We start from the raw sequence: 23,276 nt of genomic DNA, 5'->3' as shown, positions 1-23,276 counted from the left end.
CTAGCAGTAGCTCGAAACTCCGCTGAAGCCGCCGTACTTGTTCGGGTCGCGCGACTGCGCGTCACGCCGATGGCGGACTGACCTGGAGCCGGTCGCCGTCGCCGGGGGGCTGTTCGACCATCTGCAGAGCATCGTTCTTCGTCAGGTAGTTGGGGTACAGCGAGCGAGAGAATCGTCCCGTCGGATCTTCTTTGTCATGAGGGAGCCGGATGTCAGACTGTTCGATCGCTGCGGTGAGAAGTGTCGTCTGATCCTCAGTCAACACGAGGTGTCCTCGGTCCCTCAGGCCGATCACCGCTCGAGCTTTGCCCGACGTCGTGAGGATGACCGCCAGGCTTCGCGCTGTGGCGTCCGGTTCCCACCGAGATGCAATCACCATCGCGCCGATGACACTCGCGATGGGCACTTCCGCTCTCCCGATGAGCATCCGGGTAGCGTCCCGCGAGATGCTCGGCGGTCGGGAACGCCGATGCAGCACGACACTGACGATGACGACCGTGGCGAGCAGCCCGACCGTCACCAGCACCCATGTCCACCAGTCGAACCGGAATGCCGTGAGGGGAAAGAGGAATGCCCCGAGCACCATCGGAACAAGGAACGGCTGGTTGAAGGAGGCGAGGGGCGCCCACCGCCAGAACAAGCCGCGAGGATCAGAGGGCCCCAGACGCACCCATTCCTCACCGCCATCGATCGATTCGGCCGTGGGGCGCTCGGACGACCGCACTGCTTCAGGCGGGCGACGAGCCCCCGTGGCGGTCAGCCACAACCCCACAAGCGCGAGAACACCCACTATGACCGATCCGCGCACGGCATCATCGGCCTCCGGCTGATCCGTTCCCACCAATGCGGCGGTCCCGGTGAGAGAGATGAGCAGGAGGAACACTCCGTACAGGAGTGAGACGCGGCGGGTCCGGCGCGCGTTCCACGGCTTCGACCCGGCATCTGGAGGCCACGACGGGTCAGTCCAGCTCTTCCTTCGCGCCAGCACCAGACCGGCCGCCGCACCGACGCAGCCGAACGACAAGACGATCGCCGCGAGAACACCCACCCGCGGGTCGGCGATATACAGAGTGGCCCCAGCCGCCACCGCGGCACCGAACACCGCGAGCGCGATCCCCACAACGAACGGGCTCAGAACGCGACGTCCCTGTCCGCTTTCACCGACCACTGTTGTGCCCCAACCACGTCGCCCCAGAGTGTCGACGGCTGACCGATCCCCGCCTCCATCAGCGACGCATCCATCGACTATGAGTGAAACCTACCGTCCGACGGTGCCAGTTCATAGGAGCGGGCGGATGGCGCGGCCACCCTTCGCCGCGTGCGGCGCTTCGCGATGCCGGTGCGCTCACGGAGGACGAGGTCTCGGCGAACGTTCTCGCGGCAGCCGTGGAGTCGAACACGTCGAGGCATCGAACGGTCAGACCTCCCAGTCTGAGCGGTAGACGCGCCCGGAGAGCAGTTCTGAGAGCTCCGCATGCACGGTCATCGTCTTGGCCAGTCGGGCGTTGCGATCGGCGGTCAGCTGTTGCGACGGCTCCCAATCTCGTTCCGAGATGTAGGCGACATACGGGTTGATGATGCATTTGAAGTCGAGCATGAGCGACTGAGCGAGAGCACCGGTCGCCATGTAACTGTGGGGCAGACCGGCTGCGCACACGAAGGTGACTACCTTGTCGAACCACGCGGCGACTCGGCCGTCTTCTCCCGTCGCGCCAGTCGCTTCGATCAGTGACTTCACCGTCGCCGCAGGCGCCCAGTTGTAGACCGGGAACGCCAGAATGATCCCGTCAGCGGAGCTGATGACGTCGTAGAGCGCCGAGAAGGCTTCGCTGTCGAAGATCTGGTCGTTGTCGAAGGCAGGCAACCCGTGCTCTGCGAGATCCACAACGCTCGACCGGTGTCCCAGCCCACGCAACAACTCGCTGCTCGCGACAGCGAGGTTCCTGCTCTTGCTCGTCGGGTCGAGGCTGCATGAGATGACGGGGAGCTCGAGGGCGGACATCCCTCAACCGTAATAGGGTCCGGGCTCGCTCCCTCTGGCGACGGGACTGCCGCACGGAGGCGGGCCCGCATTCAGAGCGGTAGCTCTGCGCCCGCCATCTCGGTCACGCGTCGCCACAGCTCGGCTGCCGAATCCTGAGGCGGAGCAGCTGTCCTCGGGTCTGGCTCGATGCGAACCGGCGCTCCACGCACCCCGCCGACCGGTGCGTAGTATTCGCCGCTCTGCGCGTGCGGGTCAGCGAGCGCACGTACGCCCGACCACGCGGCAGCATCCTTGCCTTGCGCCCAGGGTGTGAAGGGGTTGCGTCGGTAGGGGACGGTCTTGTCGCGGATGCCCGTTCGATGCGGTGTCTTCGCATCGACGCCCACCCCTGGGCGCGTCACGATCGACGCGAGAGGGAGTCCAGCCCGGCGGATGCGGCGGTCGAGCTCGAATGCGAAGACCTCGGTGATCGTCTTCGCTGTGATGTATGCGCCCAGACCTGTTCGGGGGGTCGCGTCGAGGTCGGCCACGCTCGTAGGGAACTGGTGCACGAATCCGGTCGACGCGTGGACGATGCGCGTCGACTGGCCTGTGGCGATGACGGAGGGGAGCACGCCCGCCACGAGCGCGACGTTCGCGACGGCGTGGGCGCCGACGATGAGGGGCAAGCCGTCCTCCGTGCGGGCCTTGCGCGAGAACTGCATCGGGCCTCCGTTGAGGAAGATCCCGTCCAGGCGAGGGCGAGCGGCGATCTGCGCAGCGGCGTCGGTGATCGAGGACAGGGACGTGAGGTCGACCCGAACGTGGTGGGTGATGGCGTCAGGTGCGAGTTCGCGAATCACGGCACTCGCCTGCGCGAGCTTCTCTGCCGATCGCGATGCCAGAACGACCTCCGCACCGGCGGCGGCAAGCTGCTCGGCGGCGAAGTATCCGATACCGCCGGACGCACCCGTGATGGCATAGACGTGCCCGGTCAAGTCCGGCAGTCGATGGGGATTCCAGTTCATGCACTCCTCCAAAGTGGATAGGTAATCCGCTTAACCTAACAGAAGTGGATGGAGTATCCGCTTGGGGTATCCTGGAGAGGTGAGCCCTCTGCGATCCGATGCCGTGCGTTCGCGAGAGCGAATCCTCGAATCCGCTCGAGGCATGCCGGCTGACTCCATTCGTCTCAACGACATCGCCCGGGAGACCGGGCTGGGAGTGGGTACGGTCTACCGGCACTTTCCGACGGTGATCGCGCTCCTCGAAGCACTCAATCTCGACGCCCTGGCGGAGCTGGCGGACCGCGCCCATGAGGTGGCGGCGTCCGAATCGCCGGGCGCGGCATTCGTGGAACTCGTCAAGAGGGGCGCGGAACTGCAGATCGCCCGCGATGGCCTGAAGGAGGTGCTCATCTCCGACGACGTGTCGGCGGAAGTGCGTGACCTCCGCGATTCGTTCCGCCGATCGGCGACGATCGGGCTCGCCGCCGCTGTCGCTGAAGGGCGGGTGCGATCGGACATCACACTCGAGCAGATTCAGAGGCTGGTGTGCGGGGTCGAGTATGCCGTCCGGTTGGGTGATGGGCTGGACCGCCCCCTGTTGCTGGATGTCATGATCGCCGGCCTCGAGGGTGCCCGTCGCTGAGCCCCCGCAAACGCCCCTCCTCCCGTGAGACTCCGGGAGCCGGGGCCTTCCTCATGTTCGGGACCCGACGCCGGTAGCGCCTCTCCTCGCCGAGCGCACCTCCTCCGGCTTGCGCAATCTACGACGACGTGCCATTTTGGTACCGGTGCCAAAATGGTACCGGTACCAATTTGGGAGAGTCATGCTGGGTTTCGATCGGGACACGTATCTGAAGGTCGTCGGTGGAGCGGGAGCTCTGCGCACGCAGATCGAGAGCATCGCGGATGCCGTGACGGAGAGCGGATACGACAACCTGTTCCTCATCGGGTCCGGTGGCTCGTACGCGGCGATGTGGCCGTACGAGCACCTCATCACGAAGTCGTCGACACTCCCGGTTCGGTCCGCCATCGCGGCTGAGCTGACCACCGCCGGTGACCCCCGCCTGACCGAACGCTCGCTCGCCGTCTTCTCGTCCCTGTCGGGCACGACGAAGGAGAGCGTCGCTGCGCTGGAGTACTGCCGCGCGAAGGGCGTGACCACGATCGCGCTCACCGGCGACGCCGACAGCCCGATCGCGGCCGCGGACCACGTGCTCGTCAACTGGGCGGACGACGAGACGGCGGGCGAGTCGATCGACATCCAGCTCCTGCTCCTCACCACGGCCCTGCTGCACCGCCGGGGGGAGTTCGACGCGTACCCCCGACTGGCTGCAGAACTGGCCGACCTCACAGACATCCTGGTGGCGGTGCAGGAGCAGGCTGACCCGCTGGCCGCGCGGTTCGCTGAGCGCCATGTCGACACCGACTACCACTTCCTGGTCGGCGCGGGGAACCTGTGGGGCTTCACCTACAACTACTCGATGTGCATCCTCGAGGAGATGCAGTGGCTGCGCACCACCCGTGTGCACGGGGCGGAGTTCTTCCACGGATCGCTCGAGCTGATCGAACGCGACACCAGCATCCTCGCCTTCGTCGGCGAAGACGACTCGCGGCCGCTCATGGAGCGCGTCCTGCGGTTCACCGAGTCGTACAACGACGACACCACGGTCATCGACACCGCCGACTACCCTCTCGACGGCATCAGCCCAGAGTTCCGCGGCCTCGTGGGGCCGATCGTGGTCGACGCCATAACCATCCGCTTCAGCAAGCACCTCGAGGCGGCTCGGGGGCACCTGCTCACGACTCGTCGCTACTACCGGACGGTCGAGTACTGATGCGTGCACGGAGCACGCCGCGGGTGGCGGGCTTCGGAGACAACGTCGTCGACCGCTTCGTCGACCGTGGCGTGCTCTATCCTGGCGGCAACTGCGTGAACTTCGCGGTGTATGCGGCGCAGCTCGGCGTCGACTCGGCGTACGTCGGCGTGCTCGGCACCGACGACGAAGCGCGGCACATCCGCTCGACGCTCCATCTCCTCGGCGTGGACACCTCGCACTGCGTGGTCTCGCCCGGCGCGACAGGATGGTGCGACGTCCGCGTCGTCGACGGGGACCGGGTCTTCGGCGACTGGGCCGGGGGTGTCGTGCTCGAAGCCCCGTTCCAGCCGACCGAATCCGACTTCGCGTATCTGGCCGGCTTCGACCTCGTTCATGTGAGCGCCTATGCGGGTCTCGAGCCCCATCTGCCGGCTCTTCGGGCGCGCACGCCCCTGATCTCTTTCGACTTCTCGGATGAGGCGGAGCAGCGCGACCCCGCCTATCTCGATGCCGTGGTGCCCTGGATCGACCTCGCCATCTTCTCCGTCGCCGACCTCGACTGGACGGAGGCCGAAGAGTTCGCACGGGCGGTCCACGATCGCGGCGCCGATCTCTGCCTCGTCACCCGGGGCGAAGAGGGGTCGGCGCTCTTCGACGGGTCCGCCTTCCATCGCGTCGCCTCGGTGCGAGTCGATCCGGTGGACACGATGGGTGCCGGTGACGCGTTCATCACCGCATTCACGGTCTCGCTCCTCGAGGCCGGATGGACCAGGGACGGGCGACCAGACGGGGTCGCCACCGGAACCGCACTCACGCGTGCGGCGCGTTTCGCCGCAGATCAGTGCTCCATCGAGGGAGCATTCGGGTATTCGAAGGAGTTCGTGCAATGACGCAGACGATAGACACACACGCAGACCGGGCGATCGACCCGGCCGACGTCGCGCAGCCCACGGGGCGTTTCAGTCCTCGGGCGAGGAGTATCACCGGATACGGCGTGCTCGCCGCGGTGGCGCTTCTCTCGCTCCTCGCTCCGTCCGGCGAGGAGGCGTTCTACGGATGGTGGAGCCTGCTGCCCGCGGTCACCCTGTTCGGCTTCATCCTGATTACGCACCGTGTGGTCGAGGGATTCTTCTGGAGCGGACTCCTCGCGGTGATGATGATCCATCGACTGGACACCCCGATCGCCTGGATGGACGCGCTCTACGGCCAGATCACGAATCCGGACAACGCTGCGCTGCTGGTGCTGCTCGTCGCGATCGGCGGCCTGCTCGGGGTCTTCGAGCAGATGGGGCTGGCGTCCTCTTTCGCGCGCGCCGCCTCGAGGCTCGCCCGCGGGCCACGCGCGGCGGGACTCGTCACCTCGGTGTCGAGCCTCCTCCTGTCGAACGACAGCTACCTGTCGGCATCCGGGGTGGGCGTGAGCCTCACTCCGCTGAACCGCCGGTACGGGCTTCCCCGCACGTTCAGTGCGGCGATCGTCCGATCGACAGGCGAGCCGGGCACGACTCTCAATCCCATCGGCTCGACGTCCGCGCTCATCGCGGGTCTCCTCGTCGCGGCGGGCTACGGTGCCGACCAGCTCAGCGCGTACCTCGACGTCCTGCCGTTCCTCTTCTACTCGATGGCTGCGGTGCTCATCGGCGTGCTGCTCTCGGTCCGGGTCCTGCCGATCATCGGCCCGATGCGCCGCGAGTTCGCCCTCGTCGCCGAGGACGCCGACGAGGAGACGGCAGCCGAGGACGCTCGTAGGCTCCCGAACTTCCTCAACTTCCTCGTCCCGATCGCTGTGGTGATCGTGTCCACCCTGATCTTCGGCCAGATCCAGTTGGGGTTCATCCTCGCCATCGTGATCACCGGAGTGCTGCTGGTGATCCAGCGGGTCACGACGTTCGCGAGATACGTGGACGCCGCGATCGACGGGATGAAGGACATCTTCTCGCTCGTCATCCTCATGGCGCTGGCGTTCGTCCTCGTGCACGGCATCTCGACGCTGGGGTTCACCGACTTCGTCATCGACAACGTGTCGGGCGTCCTCGCGCCGCAGTGGCTCCCGCTCATCATCTTCGTCGTCTTCGGGCTCACCGAGATGCTGGTGACCCTCAACTGGTCGCTGTACATCCTGCTGGTGCCGGTGCTCGTGCAGCTGGCCGGACAGACGGGCGCGAGCGTTCCGGCCACGGTCGCAGCGCTGCTCTCCGCCGGAACCTTCGGCGTCGCTGCGGCGATCTCGTCGGATGTCGGCCTGCTCACGGCGAGCGCCACGCGCGTGCCGCTCTATCGACACTGGATCACGAATCTGCCGTACCAGCTCGTCGCCGCGGTGATCGCCGCGATCGGCTTCGCCGTCATCGGGCTCCTCGGCGTCGCCGCGTGATCGCCGACCGGATCGTCGTCGGCTCGCGGATCAGAACGCGCGAAGGCGACGTCGGTCCGGGGCATGTGATCATCGCCGACGGCCGGATCGTCGCGACAGGACGCGATCGCCGCGCCCCGAGGGAGTACGTGGGGCCGCGCACCGAGGTGCATGATGCGGGCGGAGGTTCGGTCATCGCGGGCTTTCACGATCATCACACGTTCTTCACGTCCCAGCTGCTGGAGAACGCCGGTCTCGATGCTGCCGCGCTGAGCGACGACGATGTCCGTGCTCTGCTGGCCCAGCCTGGCGAGCCGGTGTTCATCCGGGGTGCGGACGACGAACGGATGCGGCGCCTGGCGCGCGCATTCGGGTCCGGCGAGGCGCGCGGAGACGTGGTGGTACGGGGCATCGATCCCCAGGGGCTGCTCCTCTCCTCGGTCGCATCCGCAAGGCTGGGGAACCCGGATCCCTCCTCGAACGAGGACCTCGCAGGTCTGTACGCCCAACTCGCACGAGAGCCGGATGCCGTGCGGTCGGCATTCGCATCGGCGGCTCAGCGTATGCACCGAGGGGGAGTGACCTCGGTCAAGGACATCGCCTTCGACACCCACCTGGGAATGCTGCCGCAGATCGACGAGATGCTCCGGGAGAAGGCTCTCGGACTCCGGTACGCGTTCGCGTCCCAGCCGGTCTCCGCTCGCGCAGACCTGGAGGCCGCTCGCGGGTGGGTGGAGGGCCAGGCGGCAGCGGGGCATGGGGGAGCGCGCTTCCACGGCTTCAAGCTGATGACGGACGGCTCCTTCGACGAGGGGACGGCGGACCTGCGGTCGCCCGCCGGCGACCTGCCCGACACGCTCACCTTCGACGCCGATGCCGTCGCGGCCGAAGCGACGCGAATCCTCGACGCGGGCTTCCGGCTCGCCCTGAATGCCGACGGCGACGCGGCCGTACGCGCGTGCCTGCAGATCTTCGCGGGGCGGCGCGATCCGCTCCCGCAGGGATGCAGCATCTCCGACGCCTCGCTCGTCGACCCGGAGGATGCGACGACGATCGCCGCGCTCGGTCTGGGTGTGGAGTACTACACGCAGATCCTCCGCTACCCCGGATACGATGCCTCGACGCTCGGAGCCTGGCTCCACGGCTCGCAGCGTGCTCGCCTCGCGAACCTCTCGGTCCTCGTCAGAGAGGGAGTCGACGTGGCCTCCGGCTCGGACTTCCCGTTGTTCGAGCCCAGCCTCCCCGAGGCGCTCCTGTCGTCGGCGGAGCGCATTCTCGGTGACGGTCCCGCAGAAGAGAGACGGCCGAGCGGAGAGGGCGTGGCGCGGGACCGGGTCGTCTCGATCTGGACCGATGAGCGCGGCGGCTTCACCGGCGACCGGAACCGTGGCGCCCTCGAGCGGGGGTACGCGGCCGATGTCGTGATCTTCGATCGGGACCTCCTCGCGGTGGCGACCGAGGAGCTCGTCGGAGCGACCCCGAGCCTCGTCCTCGCGGCAGGCGAGGTCGTGCATGCCCGATGATCCTCGCGCGGCGTGAGCCGTAGAGTGAAGACCGTGCCGTCGCAAGAACCCAGCAAGCCGACCCTGTCAGAGGTCTCGGAGCGGGCCGGCGTCGGCAGATCATCGGCAGCTCGCGTCCTGGGCGGCTACGGCTCGGTGAGCGCGTATACCCGCGACCGGGTCCTCGCGGCGGCGGCCGAGCTCGGATACGAGACGAACGAGCTCGCGCGGAGCATGTCGACCGGCGTCACCAAGACGATCGGGGTGATCGTCGCCGACCTCGCGAATCCGTATTTCGCCGGCGTCCTCCGAGGTGTCTCTGACACGACGCGCGCCGCCGGCTACGGCACGATCGTGATCAGCACCGACGAGGACCAGAAGCGCGAGGACGAGGCGGTGCGGCTGCTCACCGCCAAGCGCGTCGACGGCATCATCGTCGCGCCCGCCGGAGGGCGCCAGGCCGACGCCTCCGCGTTGCGAAGCGCGATCGAGCGCGGAACCCCCCTCGTGCAGATCGACCGGACCGTCGACGGACTCGACGCGGATGCCGTGGTGCTCGACAACCGGGATGCGGCGCGGGAGGCGACCGACTACCTGCTCGCCGCCGGCCATCGGCGCATCGCGCTCGCATGGGGCCCTGCCGTCCCCACGGAGCAGGCGTCGGTGGCCGACCTCGCGCTCGCCGCGCGGACGACGGAGATCACCAGTGTCGGCGAGCGATACCTGGGCTACGCGGACGCCTTCGCGGATGCCGGTGTGGCAGTCGACCCGCTTCTCGTCATGACCGGCGAGCAGACGGCCGAGGGGGTGCGCGACTTCCTCGCCGGTGTGCTGGGGACGGATGGCGCCACGGCCGTCATCGCCACCGAGCAGGATGCTGTCATCGCCTCACTCGGCGAGGCTCGGGCGAGAGGGCTGCGCATCCCGCAGGACCTGTCGATCGTCTCGTTCGACGACTCGCCGTGGGCGGAGGTTCACGAGCCGGCGATCACCACCGTCCGTCAGCCGCTGCGAGCGCTCGGCGAGAACGCCGCGAACCTGCTTCTGGCGCGCATCGCGGGTGAGGCCCCCGGCCCGACGGTCACACACCTGTCTTCGGAGTTCGTCGACCGGGCGTCCGTGCGCCGGGTGAAGCGTGGCGGTCGCTGACGCGTCCGTGATCCTGAGGAGCAGCCTCAGCCCCCGGCATCCGTCAGGGAGCCGAGCTCGGACGGATGGGTGAGTCGCCACCACTCGGTGGGCGGGTCGATGCTCCCCGTGATCGTCACCGGAGCGGTCACGGTGTTCGGGCCGGCTGTCCAGGTGACACTCCCCACGACCGTGCCGTCGCGGTACGTGAGCGGGGTGTCGATGTCCATCGTCAGCTCGATCGGGGTGTCGGACCAGGTGAAGATCGACGCGCTCTCGCCGATGACCAGCGTGGCGGTGGATCCCCAGGGCGTCGAGATCGACCCGACCTCCTGACCCTCGGTCGCGACGGGCACCTCGTGGAAACCGGAGCGGATGCTCTCGAGGGCGGCGACCACAGTGGCGTTCACCGACTCGCGCGACGCTCCGCCGAGGACGACGCCGGTGACCGCCAGCGGTTGGGCCGCGCCGACGTCGAGTGTCGAGGTGTACAGCAGGTTGTGCATGCCTTCGCCGAGGTTCCCGGTCTTCAGGCCCGTGATCCCGGCGATGCCGAGGAGCCCGTTGGTGTTGTGCAAGGGGCCGGCTCCCGGGATCACGACCGACGGGGTCGCGACGATCCGGGCGATCGCCGGATGCGCGGCGGCGAGCTTCGCGATGGCCAACAGGTCGGCCGGCGTGCTCGTGTTGCGCGGACTGATGCCCGTGGGCTCCGTGACCGTCGTTCCGGTGAGCCCGTGGGATGCGAGCCAGTCGCGCGTCGCGCCGAGGAACGCGCTCTGCGATCCGAAGATCCGCGATGACAGCGCATCGGCGTAGTTGCTCGCGGAAGGGATGAGCATGACGGCGAGGGCGTCATGCAGCGACATCGACGTGCCGGTGGGCATGGGAGCGATGGTCGCACCCTGCACGTAGTACTCGTCGTAGAGGTCATGGTCGGACTTGCTGAACGTGATGGTCGGCCCAGGGGCGTCCGCGGAGGCGAGCGGCACTGCGTCGAGGATGACGAGGGCGGTGATGAGCTTGGTGATGCTCGCGATCGGGAGCGGTTCGCCCGTGCCCGTCGCCGACCAGGTCGCGCTCGCCGCCTCGCCCAGATAGGGGTCGGCGCCGGCGACGCTGATCGCCGACGCGGTGGCCGTGGGCGTGGTGACGGCGGCAGCGGCGCCGACCGGAACCTCTGGTGTGCGGGTGGTCACCGCCGGTGGAGTCAGCGGCGCCGTGAGAGCCCACCCGATGTAGCCTCCGGTGACGGCCAGCAGCAGGACGATGCAGACGGCGGTGATGATGAGACCTCGACGGCGGCGTCTTCTGCGCACCGCGGGATCGATCCGATCACCGCTGAACTCCTGCTCGTGCGCCAGGAGCTCCGCGAAATCGGTCAGCGCATCCACCGGCTGATCGGGTGCCGTCATCGAGAGCTCCCCATCGCGCCCCACCTGTCGCTCGTGATCCTCAGGCCATCCTCGCGTATGTCCGCAGCCGCCGGTATCGGCCGTTCGGGGGACAACACCCTCTCTCAGGGCAAGTGTCGATCATCCCCGACCTCCTCGTGACGGTGGAAGGCCGCCCATCCTCGCAGGCCCGGATGCGGGTGTCCACCTCTCCCGCACGAGGAGAATCCTTGCAAGACTCGGCGCATGGTGTTCATCGGCTTTCATGCATCGCACGAGCAGATCCCACCGAGCGCCCTGCTGGACGCCGTCGTCGGGGCTGAGCGCGCGGGGTTCGACGGAGCGATGTGCTCCGATCACCTCGCCCCGTGGACCACGGCGCAGGGGGAGTCGGGTTTCGCGCTGAGCTGGATCGCCGCCGCGCTCGCCCGCACCCGCTTCTCGATCGGGATGGTCAACGCGCCGGGGCAGCGTCTTCATCCGGCGATGGTGGCGCAGGCGTTCGCGACCCTCGAGGAGATGTTCCCCGGACGTTTCTGGGCGGCGCTGGGTAGCGGAGAGGCGCTCAACGAGCACGTCACGGGAGACGGCTGGCCCGACAAGGGCGTGCGCAACGAGCGTCTCCGCGAGAGCGTCGACGTGATCCGCCGGCTGATCGCGGGCGAAGAGGTCGACCATGACGGGCTCGTGCGCGTGCACCGCGCCCGCGTCTGGAGCAGACCCGCCGAGCCGCCGCCCCTGTTCGCCACGGCGGTGAGCGCCGAGACGGCTGCGTGGGCGGCGTCGTGGGCGGAGGGACTCGCGACGGTCGCGCAGGAACCGGCCGCGCTGCGCCGGGTGGTCGGCGCCTACCGGGATGCGGGTGGCACCGGCCCCTGCATCCTGCAAGTGCATCTCAGCGTGGCCGAGAGCGACGAGGCGGCGTTCGCCATCGCTCGCGACCAGTGGATGAACGGTCTGCTGGCGCCCCCGGTGACCTGGGATCTCGAGCAGCCCGAGGACTTCGAGGCTGCGGTGGCCGGTCTCGACCCGCAGCGACTGCGCAAGGCCGTGCTGATCGATCACGACCCCGCGTCGCTCGCCGAGCGCATCGCGGAGCTCGTGGAGATCGGGTTCGACCGCGTGTACCTGCACCACGTCGGCGCCGAGCAGTCGCGATTCCTCGACACCGCAGCATCCGATCTCATCCCCGCACTGAAGGAGCGACTGTGAAGATCACCGATACGAGCGACCTCTGGTGGAAGACCGCGGTGATCTACTGCCTCGATGTCGAGACCTTCCTCGATTCGAACGGCGACGGCATCGGCGACCTGCAGGGGCTGGCGCAGCGGATCGACTATCTCTCACAGCTGGGCGTGACGTGCCTGTGGCTGATGCCCTTCTACCCGACCCCTGATCGGGACGACGGCTACGACGTCAGCGACTTCTACGGCGTCGACTCGCGTCTCGGCACCCACGGCGACCTCGTCGAGGTGATCCGCACGGCACGCGATCGCGGGATGCGGGTCATCGTCGACCTGGTGATCAACCACACCTCCGACCGGCATCCGTGGTTCCTCTCCGCGACGCGCAGCGTCGACTCTCCCTACCGCGACTACTACGTGTGGCGCACGGATGCTCCGCCGAAGGGCCAGAAGAACGCGGTCTTCCCCGGTCAGGCGAACGGCATCTGGGGCAAGGACGAGAAGTCCGGCGAGTGGTATCAGCACAGCTTCTACGAGCATCAGCCCGACCTGAACATCGCCAACCCGAAGGTGCGCGACGAGATCGCGAAGGTCATCGGGTTCTGGCTCCAGCTGGGCATCTCGGGATTCCGCGTCGATGCGGTGCCGTTCCTGCTCGAGATCCCCGAGGGGGCGGACATCCCCGAGCCGCACGACCTGCTGCGCGACATCCGGCGATTCCTGCAGCGTCGCTCCAGCGAGGCGATCCTGCTCGGCGAGGTGAATCTGCCGTACGACACCCAGCAGCAGTACTTCGGCGGCGAGAACGGCGACGAGCTCACCATGCAGTTCGACTTCGTCGGGATGCAGGCGCTGTACCTGTCGTTCGCCCGCAAAGATCCTGCACCCCTGATCGACGCGCTGCAGGCGCGACCCGTGCTCGGCGCAGAGGTGCAGTGGGCGAATTTCCTGCGCAACCACGACGAGCTCACGCTCGACAAGCTCAGCGACAGCGAGCGCCAGGAGGTCTTCGACGCCTTCGCGCCGGACGAGCGGCAGCGCGTGTTCGGGCGCGGCATCACCCGGCGCCTCCCGCCGATGCTCGACGGCGATCCCCGCCGCATCCGCATGGCGTACAGCCTGCTCTTCACCCTGCCCGGGACGCCCGTGCTGTTCTACGGCGAGGAGATCGGCATGGGGGAGAACATCGACATCCCCGGGCGTGAAGCGGTGCGCACCCCGATGCAGTGGTCGGCGGACCGCAACGGCGGATTCTCGGATGCCGCGCCTCGCAAGCTCGTGGCCCGCCCGCCGGCTGACGGGTACGCACCGGAGCACGTCAACGTCGCCGCCCAGTTGGACGACCGCGGGTCGTTGCTGCACTTCGTCCGCTCTCTCACGTCGTCCTACCGGATCTCTCCGGAACTGGGGTGGGGCACTCTGCAGGTGATCGACCAGCCCGCCCCATCGCTCCTGGTGCACTCGCTCTCGGCGGACGTCGGCACGATCATCGCGCTGCACAACTTCGCCGAGGTGCCGGTGACGACCGCGTTCCGGGTGGAGGGGGAGCCGGAGGGCACCGGTCTGCTCGACCTGCTCGAGTCGTCGCACGTGGCACTCGGGGACGACGGGCAGGTCGAGGTGGAGGTTCCCGCGTACGGCTATCGCTGGCTGCGGGTCTCGCGACCGGGTGACGGTCGCATCACCTGAACGGTCGGCGGGACCGCTATCGGAGCCCGGGGATGTCCTGATCGTCGGGCTGCCACCGGTCTTCCGACATCGGTGCCGTGGGACGCGTCATGGCGTCGATCCGGTCCTGAAGCTCCGTGACGGTCTCGGTGTTGTCGGGAGGATTCAGCTCCGAGTTCGTGGACTCGATCATGAGGATCGTGCTGGCGTTCAACAGGAAAGCGGAGTCGACGGTGTTGCCGTCGGGGCTGATCGACTGCAGCGTCACCGTATCGGCCCTGTCGTTGTCGGCCACCACGCGTGCGTACTCCAGGAGCACGTCAGCAGCATCATCACCCATCAGGACGGACTTCTCGCCATAGGTCACGTGTTTCATGCGGGAACCCTAGATCGCGGGTGGCGAAGGATGCCCGGGCATTGACAAAGCGAGCTGGGTCCGGGTGACGACAGGAGGGTGTCGGGCTGACGACTTCGCGCCTCAGGTCCGACTCGGGCGACGTGCGACGAGGAAGGATCCCAGAAGCAGCGCCGCGAGCGCTCCGAGCGGGACGAAGACCGAGATCGGCTCGCCGCCGGTCGACGGCAGGGGTGTGCCGTCGGCCGAGTTCGTCAGCGTGAGCTGCGCGACGCCCAGGTCGCGCGACACGGTCGTGGGGAGTGCGACTCGCCCGTTCTCCTCAGGCGGCAGCACCTCACCGTCGACACTCCACACGGGTTCCGACCAGACGATGCTGGGGATCGCGGGCGGAGGCACCTCCTGGACCTCGAGGATGGTGCCCACCGGGAAGTACGGCGAGTAGATCGTGACGCCTTCCTGTAGCGACGTGCGGGGCTGGGGGACGTCATCCGCCCACCAGTCGAAGGCGTACTCGGTCGAGGACGGTACGGATGCTGCACCGTCGCCCTCCACCCCCTTCGTGAGTGCCCACCGGGTCAGTTCGACAGCCGTGTTGGTCACTTCGAGCACGGGCGTCTCGCCCGCCCCGATCGTCACCGTGCTCGACGGCGCCCACACCGTCTCGGCCCACGTGTACTCCGTCGACGAGACGGCGGAGTCGAGATTCGTCTCGGCGAGATTCACCGTCGTCCCGAAGGGGAACTCGAGCGGTGCGCCCTCGTCGTCGACGGGCCCGGCCGGCGTCCCGTCAGCCGGCAGGCTGAAGGTGCCGACGACCGGTTGCTGCTGGCCGGGGATGTGGGCGACGTACTGCACCGTGAACGAGTCGACGAGGAGATCCTCGGTGTCGATGCCGGACAGATCCTTGACCACCGCGAAGGTGCCCTCGATGAGAGTCGCATCGTTCGTCACCGTGGTCGACACGACAGGGTCGCCGTCGTCGCCGATGACGATCTCATCCGGGCCGAACGTCGTCGCTCCCCAGCTGACGCGGGGCACCGCCGGTGGGGGGAGCTCCTCGAAATCGACGATCGTCCCGAACGGGAACAGGATCGGCTCACCGGCATCGTCGAGCGGGACGGTGGGTGTGCCGTCGCCGGGAACCCGCATGGTGCCGGTCTCGACCTCCCCGGTGGGGAGCGTCGCGATCCATCGGACGGTGAACTCCAGTCCTTCGGGAACGCTCGCCGGCGGCACGCCGGAGAAGGCCTTCGCGACATCGAAGGTCCCCTCGCGGAGCTGGTTGACGACCTGGATGACGATGTCGCCGCTGGCGGGAAGGGGGATCGAGACGATCGCTCCCTCCAGAGGTCCGGCGCCTTCGAAGTTCGCCGGTCGGTACTCCGTCGCGACCCCGTCGACGGTGACGGTGATGAGAGGGGTGAGCCATCCTTCGGGGTCGACCGGCTCCCCTTCGAACGTCGGGACCATCTCGGCGAGCTCGAGGGTGTCGGCGCCGGACTCGACGTCATCCAGGGACTCCGGGTCTCCCACCGCCAGCACCCGCTGGGTGCGCGTTCCCGGCGGGTCGGTGTTGTACGACACGGGGTACTCGTAGCCGGGGTCGGCCGCGTCGCCGACTGCGGACTTCACGATGGTGATCGACCGTTCCGCTTCGGCGGGCGTGACGGCGTTCGCGAGCTCGACGGCGACGACCCCCGTGTCGCCGATCACGAAGACGCGTCCGGGCGTCCAGTGCGCTCCCGCCCATTCGTACCCTGCGGGCGGGGCGATGCCCGCGAGGTCCTCGGTGAGCACGATGACGGTGCCGACGGGGAAGCTCTCCCCGACCTCGACGACTGTGCCGTCGAACGGCACCTCGAGGGTCCCCGCCCCGATCTGCTCGCCGCCGAACCTCGCCGTCCAGGTGACCGGCACCGTCGGCTGCACGGGTGCACCGGGGTCTCCGCCCGAGACGTCCTCGATCGTCTTCGCCACGCTGAAGGTGCCCGTCTGGGCGGTCGCCGTGTTGGTGACCACGACCTGCGCGGTCCCCGCGCCGATGGTCAGGGGGTTCGGATCGATCACCGGCTCGCCCCACAGCCATCCGGGCATGGTCTCGGGCTCGACCTCCTCGAACTCCACGACCGTCCCCAGGGGGAACTCAACGCCCGCGAGCACAGGAGAGCCGTCGGCGGGGAGTTCGAGCGAGCCCGTCGACGAGGCTCCGTCCGGCTCCGTCGCGACGTAGTTGACGGTGAACGTCGACCCCTCCGGGAGATCTGTGGCCGCGATCCCCGAGAGCTCCTTGCGCACGGCGAAGGTGCCGCTGTCCGCCGTGCAGGCGATCTCGCCGGCGAACAGGAACGAGTGCGTCTCGCCGCCCTGAAGGGTGACGTCTCGGCCGACGACCTGGCCGTCCAGTGGTGCGGCGTCGACCGTGACGGACGCCTCCGGCGCGTAGACCGAACCATCGATCCGACCTTCCGCGGCCCGGACGGTGATGTCTCCGGTGACCGCGGACAGATCCCACATGATGTACGGCGAGTAGGCGCCCTGCGGGTCGGTCCGCGCGCCGATGACCTCTGTCGTTCCGGCCGGTACCCGAATGACGAGCGGGTTGGAGACGCCCGGGGTGGGGCCGGGGGAGAACTGCAGAAGCGCGGCGCCCGCGATGTCGGCGTAGTCGACGACGTTCGGCTGGTCGGGGCTCAGCCGCTCGAGGACGATCCGGGTGTCGGCCCGTTCCGCGACGCCCACCGGGAAGCCGAGATCTCCCAGCGGATCGGCGATCTCCGCGAGGCAGCTCTGGGCTTCGGCCCACGACGCGTCGCGGTTGGCTTCGACGTAGTCGGCGACCGCGGTGGCCGAGGTGTCGACCGTGTAGATGCTCCCGCCGCCTGCCGCACCGGTCGGAGGTGCGGCATCGGCCGGGTACTGCTGATGCGTCGCGTCGATGAGCGGCGTCTGATCGGGGTTCGACGGATTCTCGTTGAGACGCAGCCAGTCGGCCCGGCTGAAGGCCTGCCAGGGGCCGTCCCGTTCGACCATCTTCAGAGCGCCCAAGCGGTTCGGCTCGGTCGTTCCTGCGCTGGTGATCGCCAGGATGCCGGTGCTGTCGGGGCTGTAACTGCCGACGAGCAAGCGGGTCGGGTCTCCGTCGACGACCGGGAGGTCGTAGTCGCCGGTGCCCGCAGAGACGTGGATGATCGTGTACTGGCTGGCACTCGCCGGAGCGAACGTCGCCGTGCTTCCGACGGCGATGCTGCCCTCGGTCTCCTGGTTCTGGATCAGTGCGTTCTCGCGCGCGTAGACCGTGAAGCCGCCTCCGATCGCGAACGGATTGACCGTCTCGGGGTAGTCGGCCGCGGCCGGCGCAGGCACGGACGTGCTCACGACGACCCCTCCGGTCGCTGCGAGGGCCAGTGCGGCGACGAACGCGGTCAGACGGCGATGGGCGACGTGAGTGGAGCGCACCACGGAATCCTCCTCGACTGGCACGAAGCCCTCCGCAACGCGTCAGTGGGCACCAGTACACCAGAATCCCGGGATAGGCGATAGAGCGGGATCTGCGACGGACGACCGGCTCATCCTGGCGGGGCGACCGTCCATCGGTCGAGTCGAGGTGACCGACTAGCCTGTGGTCTCCCAGGGGTGCTCGATCGGGGCACCTCGGACCGAAGGAGTGGTGCATGACCATCTCGGATGAGACCGCGCGGGACGCGTACCTGTACGCGTACTCGATGGACAAGGCGTACGAGTTCCTGCACGAGACGACGATCGCGACCGGGGAACCGCTGAACGAGTTCCAGCTCCTGACCGATCTCGCCGACGACACCTATACGGCCCATCCGACGATCAACAACGACACCCTGCACCTGCAGGGCTGGTTCGACGTCGCTGCGGAGCCTGTCGTGGTGACGGTTCCCGACGTCGACGGCGACCGCTACTGGATCCTGCACACCATGGACATGGGCCACTACACGTCGGCGATGATCGGCTCCCGCACACGCGGATCGAAGGGCGGTCGCTTCCTGTTCGCGGCCCGCGCCTGGAACGGTGACATACCCGACGGCATCGACGAGGTCGTCCGATCGGAGTCGAATCTCATCAAGGTCATGGGCCGCATCATGACGACCGGCGGCGACGACCTGCCGGTCGCTCGACGACTGCAGGACCGGTGGCTGCTCGAGCCCCTGTCCGCGTACCTCGGCACCCCCGCCCCGGAACCGGCCCAGCGAGATCTCCCCGATCCCGCCACGACGACATGGCTCGAGAGGGTGAATGTCCTTCTCGCCGACGGATCGATGGCGCAGGCCGATTCCGAGTGGATCGAGCCCGTCGCCGAGGTCGGCATCGAGCCGGGGCGCACCGAGTTCACCGCCGAGCAGCGGGATGCGGTCGCTCGCGGCGAAGTGCTGGGGATGCAGCACCTGAAAGAGCTCGTGCCCACTGTGACGAGCTCGAAAGGAGTCCTCGGCACCCGCGAGGAGCTGCAGCACGCTCCCCGTGACCTGTTCGATGTGGGAACCCTGGTCGGTCAGTGGGGTCTGCCTCCGGTGGAGTCCGTGTACGTGAAGATCGAGTCCGTCGGCGGCGCGTACATCAACGGCTCGGATGGCCGCGAGTATCACGCCACGTTCCCGGCCCCCGATGTGTCCGAGTTCTGGTCGATCACCGTATACGGCGAAGACGACCGACTCATGGCGCACAACAGCATCAACAGGCACAGTCGGGGCGACCGCACCCTGCCCCCGAACGACGACGGCACCTACTCCGTCCTGCTCAGCTCGGATGTCGAGGCGCACGCCGAAGACCCGCACTTCCTTCCCATCCCCGAGAAGGACTGCTACCTGATCCTGCGGCTCTACGGCCCCAGCGAGGCCATCCAGAACGGCGACTACACCACGCCGGAGTTCAGGCTTCTGGAGACGTGAACCGCGGCTCGCCGCCGACGCCTACTCGGGAATCCAGGCCGCCTTCTCCCGCTCGGCGAACTCGCGGAACGTCGTCGCGGGGCGCCCGGTGAGCGTACGGATCTTCCGGTTGGGGAAGGCGGAGATGTTCCAACGAACGATCCGGTAGATCATGCGCTGCACCTGCACGTAGTCGTCGCTGGCACCGGCGCGGGCGATGCGCTCCAGATACTCCTTCTCCGATGGCCGGGCGTAGCGGATCGGACGACCGAGGACATCGCTGAGGATGCGAGCGACCTTGGCGTAGCTCAACGACTGCTCTCCGTTGAGCGTGTACGCCTGACGGAGGTGCCCCGCGCCGCGGAAGACGGCGGCGGCGACCCGGCCGATGTCATCCGCATCGATGAACGCCGTGAATGAGCGTCCCGCGGGGACGAAGATCTCCGACTCGTCGCGTATCTCCCTCCGGTGGGTGGTCGAGAGGTTCTGCATGAAGAAGTTCGGGCGCAGGAACGTATAGGGGGCGTTGACGCGGCGCAGGTACTCCTCGACCGCGTGGTGCGGGGTGGAGGTGTTGTGCTGCACTCCCTGCAGGGAGAGGAAGACGATCTGCTTCACGCCGACCTCGAGGGCGGCGTCGATGACGGGGAACAGATAGCGGCGCACATCCGAGATCGGCGGCGGACGCATCAGGAACAGGCGACCGCATCCGGCCAGCGCCTTCTTGTGGTCCGCGACCGGCGCGCCGAAGTCGAAGGCTCGGGTTGTCGCGGCGCGGTCGACGCGAGTCGTATCCTCCGGGGTGCGGACGGCGGCGATCACGGCGTCTCCGGCCGTGAGCAGATGCCTCACCACGGCCGACCCGACGATGCCCGTCGCCCCCGTGACGAAGACAGCCTTACGGTCCGGTTCGTCGGTCATATCTGTACGATACATCTATGAACTCCTCCGCGGAACAGCGCATCGACGAGGCCCTCATCCAGATGCGGAAACTCTGGGCCCCGGTCACGTCCGGACGGCCCGCGGCGGGGGCCCCGCCGGTGGTCGACCTGTCCACCGTTCTCGTCGTCGACGCGGTCAGCCGTCTCGGTGTCGGGCCGTCGATCCGACAGGTGGCGGAGCACCTGAGCGTGGCCCAGACGACGGCGAGCAGGATCGTCGACAAGGCCGTCGCGGGAGGGTTCGTCTCCAAGCAGCCGGCCGACGACGATGTGCGCCGATCGGAACTGGCTCTCTCTCCGCGGGGCCGGGAACTGCTGGAGCGGTCCGTGGAGTTCCGGTACTCGTACCTCCGCACCATCGTCGAGGGGTGGTCGAGCGAGGAGGTCGCCGAGTTCTCCCGCCTCCTGAGCAGGTTCGCTCGGACGGTGGCCGACACGCCTCCCGACCCGACGGCGCCGCCGGGCGGCGCTCTCGCTCGGTCGGGGAGGTCGTCGTCGTGAGGATCGCGGTGCTGGGCGCGACGGGCCGCACTGGACGGCTCGTGATCGACACGCTCCACGCCGGGGGCCATGACGTGCGCGTGCTGGTCCGAAAGCCCGATCGCCTCGAGGCCCCCGGGCGGATGCCGGTCGTGACGGGGGATACCCGAGACATCGCGGCGCTCCGTCAGGTGGTCGACGGCGTGGACGCGGTGATATCCGCGCTCGGGCCCGCCGGTCGCGATCCGGGGCTGATGAGCCAGACGGCGACGGCGCTGTCGACGGTGATGGGGGAGTCCGGCGTCTCCCGCTTCGTCGGCGTGGGTGTCGCAGGCCTCACCATCCCGGGTGACCGGAAGGGCCCGCGCGACGCCGCGATCTCCTGGGTGATGAACACGTTCGGCGGGCAGCTCGCGGCAGATCGGCGCGCGGAGTACGACACCTGGAAGGCGAGCACGGCACAGTGGACGCTGCTGCGTGTGCCCCGGCTCGTGAACGCGCCGGCCGGTCGCGTGACCGTCGACGCGCACACTCCGGGTCGTCGTGCGACGCTGAGCCGGGCGAGTCTCGCGCAGCTGCTCGTCTCCGAGACCGTGGAGCGCTCGTTCGTCCGAGCCGCGCCGTTCGTCAGCGACGCGACGGACGCGTGACGTGCCCGCCGTCGGCGGGACCCCAGTCCGGCACCCCGTCCGGCGGAGAACCACCTGTCGGGCGGATGGATGCTGAGGATTCTTCCGCCGGACGGGGAGGACTCCGCCCGACGGTGTGCGCGTGAAACGGGACTCGCGGGACTCGCGGGAGCGAGTGCTCCCCCTCGCCGGCTTCGGGTGCCGGTGAGGGGGACTCGCGATCTCTCGCGGCACCGGGGGGAGGGCCGAGAGGACGTGCACGGACTCGCGGAGGATCCCCACTCTCGCGATGCCTCTCCCCAGAAGCGGCGGTGCCATGTCGTGCTCGCCCGACTCTGGGAGATGTCTCTATTCTGATGAATCGAAGCGGCGAAAATCCACCCCGCTGTGACTATCCACAAGTCACATACGGATCTCGCGTTCCTGGACGTTAGGTTAGGTACAACTAGACAAAGGTCTAGAGTCTCTCCCGGCCCATCACGACGGGGTGATGTCTCCCAGCTTCCAGCTGCGATCGAAGTACGACTCCAGGGGGCCGTAGAGGCGGAAGTAGGAGAACCAGTGCTTTCCGGGGATCGTCTGCACCCAGTTCGATTCCCCTGTCGATGGTGCGTCGGGGCCGAAGTAGAGGTCGACGGAGCCGTCGTCGTTGGTCACGAGCTCGTGGTCACGGGAGCCCCGATCGCCGCGCTGCTGGGCGTTGTCGATGAGGCACCGGGTGGTGACGTCGTACACCGTCGCCGACCAGAACAGCTTCGCCGGCACGTCGGCCGGGACGTGCAGCGTGTAGGCACGGCCTCCGTCGAGCCACTCGCCCGCTCCATCGGTGTACGAGCCGAGATACGCCTGGCCGACACCGGGAGTCCGGCTCTTCATGGCCTCGGAGAAGCTCACCGCCTCATAGAACCAGGATGCGCGCTCGAGGAGCTCGTCGTAGCCGTCGCCGCGCTGCGCGGAGTTGTCGAGCACGATGGCCTGCTCCCACGCCCGATCCGGCCAGTAGGTGCCCTGTTCGAACCGCTTCGCGAACGTGTTCGCCTGCGCCATGAGCTCACCGGCGGCAGCGCCCTGCGCGAGAATGCGCACGAGGCGCTCGGAGGGTTCGAACGCCTTGCCCTTCTCGATGCCGAGCTGCTTGAGCATCGCCAGGTAGAAGCGGTCGCGCTCATCGACGACCTCGCTCTGATAGATGTCGTGCAGCAGCTTCCAGTACTCGAGTCCGCGAGGCTGGTCGCCCGTCCAGGGGCGGCCGTCGGGGGAGACGATGCGGGTGGGGGTCGGGTTCTCCCGCTGGCTGTAGGGATGGATGCGCACCCCGCGCACGAGCGCGTCGGCCTCGGCGGGGTCGGGATCGAGAGTGCGGAACCCGAACATGATGTTCACCCCGGAGGACCGCAGGGTGCGGTAGTCGGACTCGAGCCCGTCGGGGGCGTCCACGCCGGGAGCGAGGACGAGATACTTGCCACCCTCGCCACGGTCGGGGCCCATCTCGCCCATGGCGCCGACTTCGCGCTGCCAGAAGTCCGAGACGCCGCCGGCGGTGGGGCCGGCGGGGAGCTCGATGACGAGCGGACCGGTCTCCGAGAGGTCGAAGAAGTTGAGGATGTAGGGGGTCGTCGCATTGGCGGTGATGAGGCCCAGCCGGTCGCGGTAGCTGACGTAGCGGACGAGATCGCTGCTTGTGGCACCGAACACGCTGTAGTGCTGCGTCTTCCACTGCGCGTACGACACCAGCGGCAGAGCCCACAGGTAGGCCTGGCAGGCGAGCTGATAGTCGAGCTCATCGAAGATGGTCGGAATCGCGTGACGCGCGGGAAGATCCCCGGCGAGTTCCAGCGATCCGAGGCGGCCGGGGAGGTCTTTCGTCATGAGTGGCTTCCGTTGAGTGTCGATCAGAATGCTGGTGAACCTCTGCTCGCAGGCTAGAGGACAGCGCCCGTGCCCGGCTAGTGATCGG

At 68.1% G+C, this 23,276-nt stretch carries 19 protein-coding genes; 11 read left to right on the top strand and 8 right to left on the bottom strand.

All coding sequences use genetic code 11. The annotated features are described in order from the left end of the window. Positions 1 to 61 precede the first annotated feature (61 nt). The 3 genes from BN2660_RS03285 to BN2660_RS03275 all read right to left on the bottom strand — a co-directional run bounded on the left by BN2660_RS03285 (position 62) and on the right by BN2660_RS03275 (position 2,991). On the bottom strand, positions 62 to 1,168 hold the full coding sequence (locus BN2660_RS03285) for a hypothetical protein (protein ID WP_176697071.1): 1,107 nt from the start codon (positions 1,166 to 1,168) through the stop codon (positions 62 to 64). A gap of 249 nt (positions 1,169 to 1,417) precedes the next feature. Beyond that, a complete protein-coding gene (locus BN2660_RS03280; RefSeq protein ID WP_091227245.1) occupies positions 1,418 to 2,002 on the bottom strand; it encodes an NADPH-dependent FMN reductase in 585 nt (194 codons plus the stop codon). 71 nt (positions 2,003 to 2,073) lie between these two features. Further along, on the bottom strand, positions 2,074 to 2,991 hold the full coding sequence (locus tag BN2660_RS03275; RefSeq protein WP_091227242.1) for an SDR family NAD(P)-dependent oxidoreductase: 918 nt from the start codon (positions 2,989 to 2,991) through the stop codon (positions 2,074 to 2,076). Positions 2,992 to 3,133: 142 nt separating this feature from the next. Between BN2660_RS03275 and BN2660_RS03270 the strand changes: the two genes are divergently transcribed. The 6 genes from BN2660_RS03270 to BN2660_RS03245 all read left to right on the top strand — a co-directional run bounded on the left by BN2660_RS03270 (position 3,134) and on the right by BN2660_RS03245 (position 9,791). Next, complete coding sequence (locus BN2660_RS03270; RefSeq protein ID WP_218054095.1) at positions 3,134 to 3,613, top strand: TetR/AcrR family transcriptional regulator; 480 nt, start codon at positions 3,134 to 3,136, stop codon at positions 3,611 to 3,613. A gap of 181 nt (positions 3,614 to 3,794) precedes the next feature. Next, positions 3,795 to 4,805, top strand: coding sequence for an SIS domain-containing protein (locus tag BN2660_RS03265; protein WP_091227237.1), 1,011 nt, complete (start codon positions 3,795 to 3,797; stop codon positions 4,803 to 4,805). After that, positions 4,805 to 5,677 carry a PfkB family carbohydrate kinase gene (locus BN2660_RS03260; RefSeq protein WP_091227235.1) on the top strand — a complete coding sequence of 291 codons (873 nt, stop codon included), beginning with the start codon at positions 4,805 to 4,807 and terminating at the stop codon, positions 5,675 to 5,677. Before BN2660_RS03265 ends, BN2660_RS03260 begins: the two co-directional genes overlap by 1 nt. Continuing rightward, positions 5,674 to 7,161, top strand: a complete 1,488-nt coding sequence (locus tag BN2660_RS03255) for a Na+/H+ antiporter NhaC family protein (RefSeq protein WP_176697070.1) — start codon at positions 5,674 to 5,676, stop codon at positions 7,159 to 7,161. The genes BN2660_RS03260 and BN2660_RS03255 overlap by 4 nt, the downstream gene beginning before the upstream one ends. Next, positions 7,158 to 8,663 carry an amidohydrolase family protein gene (locus BN2660_RS03250; protein ID WP_176697069.1) on the top strand — a complete coding sequence of 502 codons (1,506 nt, stop codon included), beginning with the start codon at positions 7,158 to 7,160 and terminating at the stop codon, positions 8,661 to 8,663. The genes BN2660_RS03255 and BN2660_RS03250 overlap by 4 nt, the downstream gene beginning before the upstream one ends. Before the next feature lie 33 nt (positions 8,664 to 8,696). Further along, complete coding sequence (locus BN2660_RS03245; RefSeq protein ID WP_091227322.1) at positions 8,697 to 9,791, top strand: LacI family DNA-binding transcriptional regulator; 1,095 nt, start codon at positions 8,697 to 8,699, stop codon at positions 9,789 to 9,791. Positions 9,792 to 9,817: 26 nt separating this feature from the next. On the opposite strand, the gene BN2660_RS03240 is transcribed toward BN2660_RS03245, so the two are convergent. Then, positions 9,818 to 11,185 carry a D-alanyl-D-alanine carboxypeptidase family protein gene (locus tag BN2660_RS03240; RefSeq protein WP_091227321.1) on the bottom strand — a complete coding sequence of 456 codons (1,368 nt, stop codon included), beginning with the start codon at positions 11,183 to 11,185 and terminating at the stop codon, positions 9,818 to 9,820. Between the two features lie 225 nt (positions 11,186 to 11,410). Between BN2660_RS03240 and BN2660_RS03235 the strand changes: the two genes are divergently transcribed. Beyond that, positions 11,411 to 12,376 carry a TIGR03885 family FMN-dependent LLM class oxidoreductase gene (locus tag BN2660_RS03235; protein WP_091227228.1) on the top strand — a complete coding sequence of 322 codons (966 nt, stop codon included), beginning with the start codon at positions 11,411 to 11,413 and terminating at the stop codon, positions 12,374 to 12,376. After that, the gene (locus tag BN2660_RS03230; protein WP_091227224.1) at positions 12,373 to 14,037 is read left to right on the top strand and encodes an alpha-amylase family protein; all 1,665 of its coding nucleotides are present in this window, start codon (positions 12,373 to 12,375) and stop codon (positions 14,035 to 14,037) included. The genes BN2660_RS03235 and BN2660_RS03230 overlap by 4 nt, the downstream gene beginning before the upstream one ends. 16 nt (positions 14,038 to 14,053) lie before the next feature. Here the strand turns inward: BN2660_RS03230 and BN2660_RS03225 are convergent, their stop codons facing one another. Both BN2660_RS03225 and BN2660_RS03220 read right to left on the bottom strand, forming a co-directional pair. Continuing rightward, entirely contained in the window at positions 14,054 to 14,392 is a 339-nt protein-coding gene (locus BN2660_RS03225) for a hypothetical protein (RefSeq protein ID WP_176697068.1), read from the bottom strand. Positions 14,393 to 14,494: 102 nt separating this feature from the next. Next, on the bottom strand, positions 14,495 to 17,830 hold the full coding sequence (locus BN2660_RS03220; RefSeq protein WP_176697067.1) for a DUF5979 domain-containing protein: 3,336 nt from the start codon (positions 17,828 to 17,830) through the stop codon (positions 14,495 to 14,497). A gap of 215 nt (positions 17,831 to 18,045) precedes the next feature. Between BN2660_RS03220 and BN2660_RS03215 the strand changes: the two genes are divergently transcribed. Then, positions 18,046 to 19,290 carry a DUF1254 domain-containing protein gene (locus tag BN2660_RS03215; protein ID WP_091227220.1) on the top strand — a complete coding sequence of 415 codons (1,245 nt, stop codon included), beginning with the start codon at positions 18,046 to 18,048 and terminating at the stop codon, positions 19,288 to 19,290. Positions 19,291 to 19,311: 21 nt separating this feature from the next. Here BN2660_RS03215 and BN2660_RS03210 read toward each other — a convergent pair whose 3' ends face one another. Beyond that, positions 19,312 to 20,190 (bottom strand): NmrA family NAD(P)-binding protein, encoded by an 879-nt coding sequence (locus BN2660_RS03210; RefSeq protein WP_176697066.1) that lies wholly within the window; start codon positions 20,188 to 20,190, stop codon positions 19,312 to 19,314. Between the two features lie 17 nt (positions 20,191 to 20,207). On the opposite strand from BN2660_RS03210, the gene BN2660_RS16545 reads away from it, so the two are divergent. Both BN2660_RS16545 and BN2660_RS16540 read left to right on the top strand, forming a co-directional pair. After that, a complete protein-coding gene (locus tag BN2660_RS16545; RefSeq protein WP_176697065.1) occupies positions 20,208 to 20,711 on the top strand; it encodes a MarR family winged helix-turn-helix transcriptional regulator in 504 nt (167 codons plus the stop codon). Next, positions 20,708 to 21,340 carry an NAD(P)-dependent oxidoreductase gene (locus tag BN2660_RS16540; RefSeq protein WP_255305005.1) on the top strand — a complete coding sequence of 211 codons (633 nt, stop codon included), beginning with the start codon at positions 20,708 to 20,710 and terminating at the stop codon, positions 21,338 to 21,340. Before BN2660_RS16545 ends, BN2660_RS16540 begins: the two co-directional genes overlap by 4 nt. A gap of 456 nt (positions 21,341 to 21,796) precedes the next feature. Here the strand turns inward: BN2660_RS16540 and BN2660_RS03200 are convergent, their stop codons facing one another. Then, positions 21,797 to 23,188: a DUF1254 domain-containing protein gene (locus tag BN2660_RS03200; protein WP_091227215.1), complete on the bottom strand. Its 1,392-nt coding sequence runs from the start codon at positions 23,186 to 23,188 to the stop codon at positions 21,797 to 21,799. Between the last annotated feature and the right edge of the window lie 88 nt (positions 23,189 to 23,276).

Origin of the sequence: Microbacterium sp. 3J1 (assembly GCF_001049495.1) — a bacterium.
Classification (GTDB): Bacteria; Actinomycetota; Actinomycetes; order Actinomycetales; family Microbacteriaceae; genus Microbacterium.
Note: the sequence above shows the minus strand (reverse complement) of the source record. Positions and strands in the feature narration are given on the sequence as shown.

Excerpts from the sequence above, each read along its gene's own strand:
- BN2660_RS03280 (WP_091227245.1), bottom strand. The coding sequence starts at position 2,002 with ATGTCCGCCCTCGAGCTCCCCGTCATCTCATGCAGCCTCGACCCGACG.
- BN2660_RS03275 (WP_091227242.1), bottom strand. The coding sequence starts at position 2,991 with ATGAACTGGAATCCCCATCGACTGCCGGACTTGACCGGGCACGTCTAT.
- BN2660_RS03270 (WP_218054095.1), top strand. The coding sequence starts at position 3,134 with ATGCCGGCTGACTCCATTCGTCTCAACGACATCGCCCGGGAGACCGGG.
- BN2660_RS03265 (WP_091227237.1), top strand. The coding sequence starts at position 3,795 with ATGCTGGGTTTCGATCGGGACACGTATCTGAAGGTCGTCGGTGGAGCG.
- BN2660_RS03260 (WP_091227235.1), top strand. The coding sequence starts at position 4,805 with ATGCGTGCACGGAGCACGCCGCGGGTGGCGGGCTTCGGAGACAACGTC.
- BN2660_RS03255 (WP_176697070.1), top strand. The coding sequence starts at position 5,674 with ATGACGCAGACGATAGACACACACGCAGACCGGGCGATCGACCCGGCC.
- BN2660_RS03240 (WP_091227321.1), bottom strand. The coding sequence starts at position 11,185 with ATGACGGCACCCGATCAGCCGGTGGATGCGCTGACCGATTTCGCGGAG.
- BN2660_RS03235 (WP_091227228.1), top strand. The coding sequence starts at position 11,411 with ATGGTGTTCATCGGCTTTCATGCATCGCACGAGCAGATCCCACCGAGC.
- BN2660_RS03225 (WP_176697068.1), bottom strand. The coding sequence starts at position 14,392 with ATGAAACACGTGACCTATGGCGAGAAGTCCGTCCTGATGGGTGATGAT.
- BN2660_RS03215 (WP_091227220.1), top strand. The coding sequence starts at position 18,046 with ATGACCATCTCGGATGAGACCGCGCGGGACGCGTACCTGTACGCGTAC.
- BN2660_RS03210 (WP_176697066.1), bottom strand. The coding sequence starts at position 20,190 with ATGACCGACGAACCGGACCGTAAGGCTGTCTTCGTCACGGGGGCGACG.
- BN2660_RS16545 (WP_176697065.1), top strand. The coding sequence starts at position 20,208 with ATGAACTCCTCCGCGGAACAGCGCATCGACGAGGCCCTCATCCAGATG.
- BN2660_RS03200 (WP_091227215.1), bottom strand. The coding sequence starts at position 23,188 with ATGACGAAAGACCTCCCCGGCCGCCTCGGATCGCTGGAACTCGCCGGG.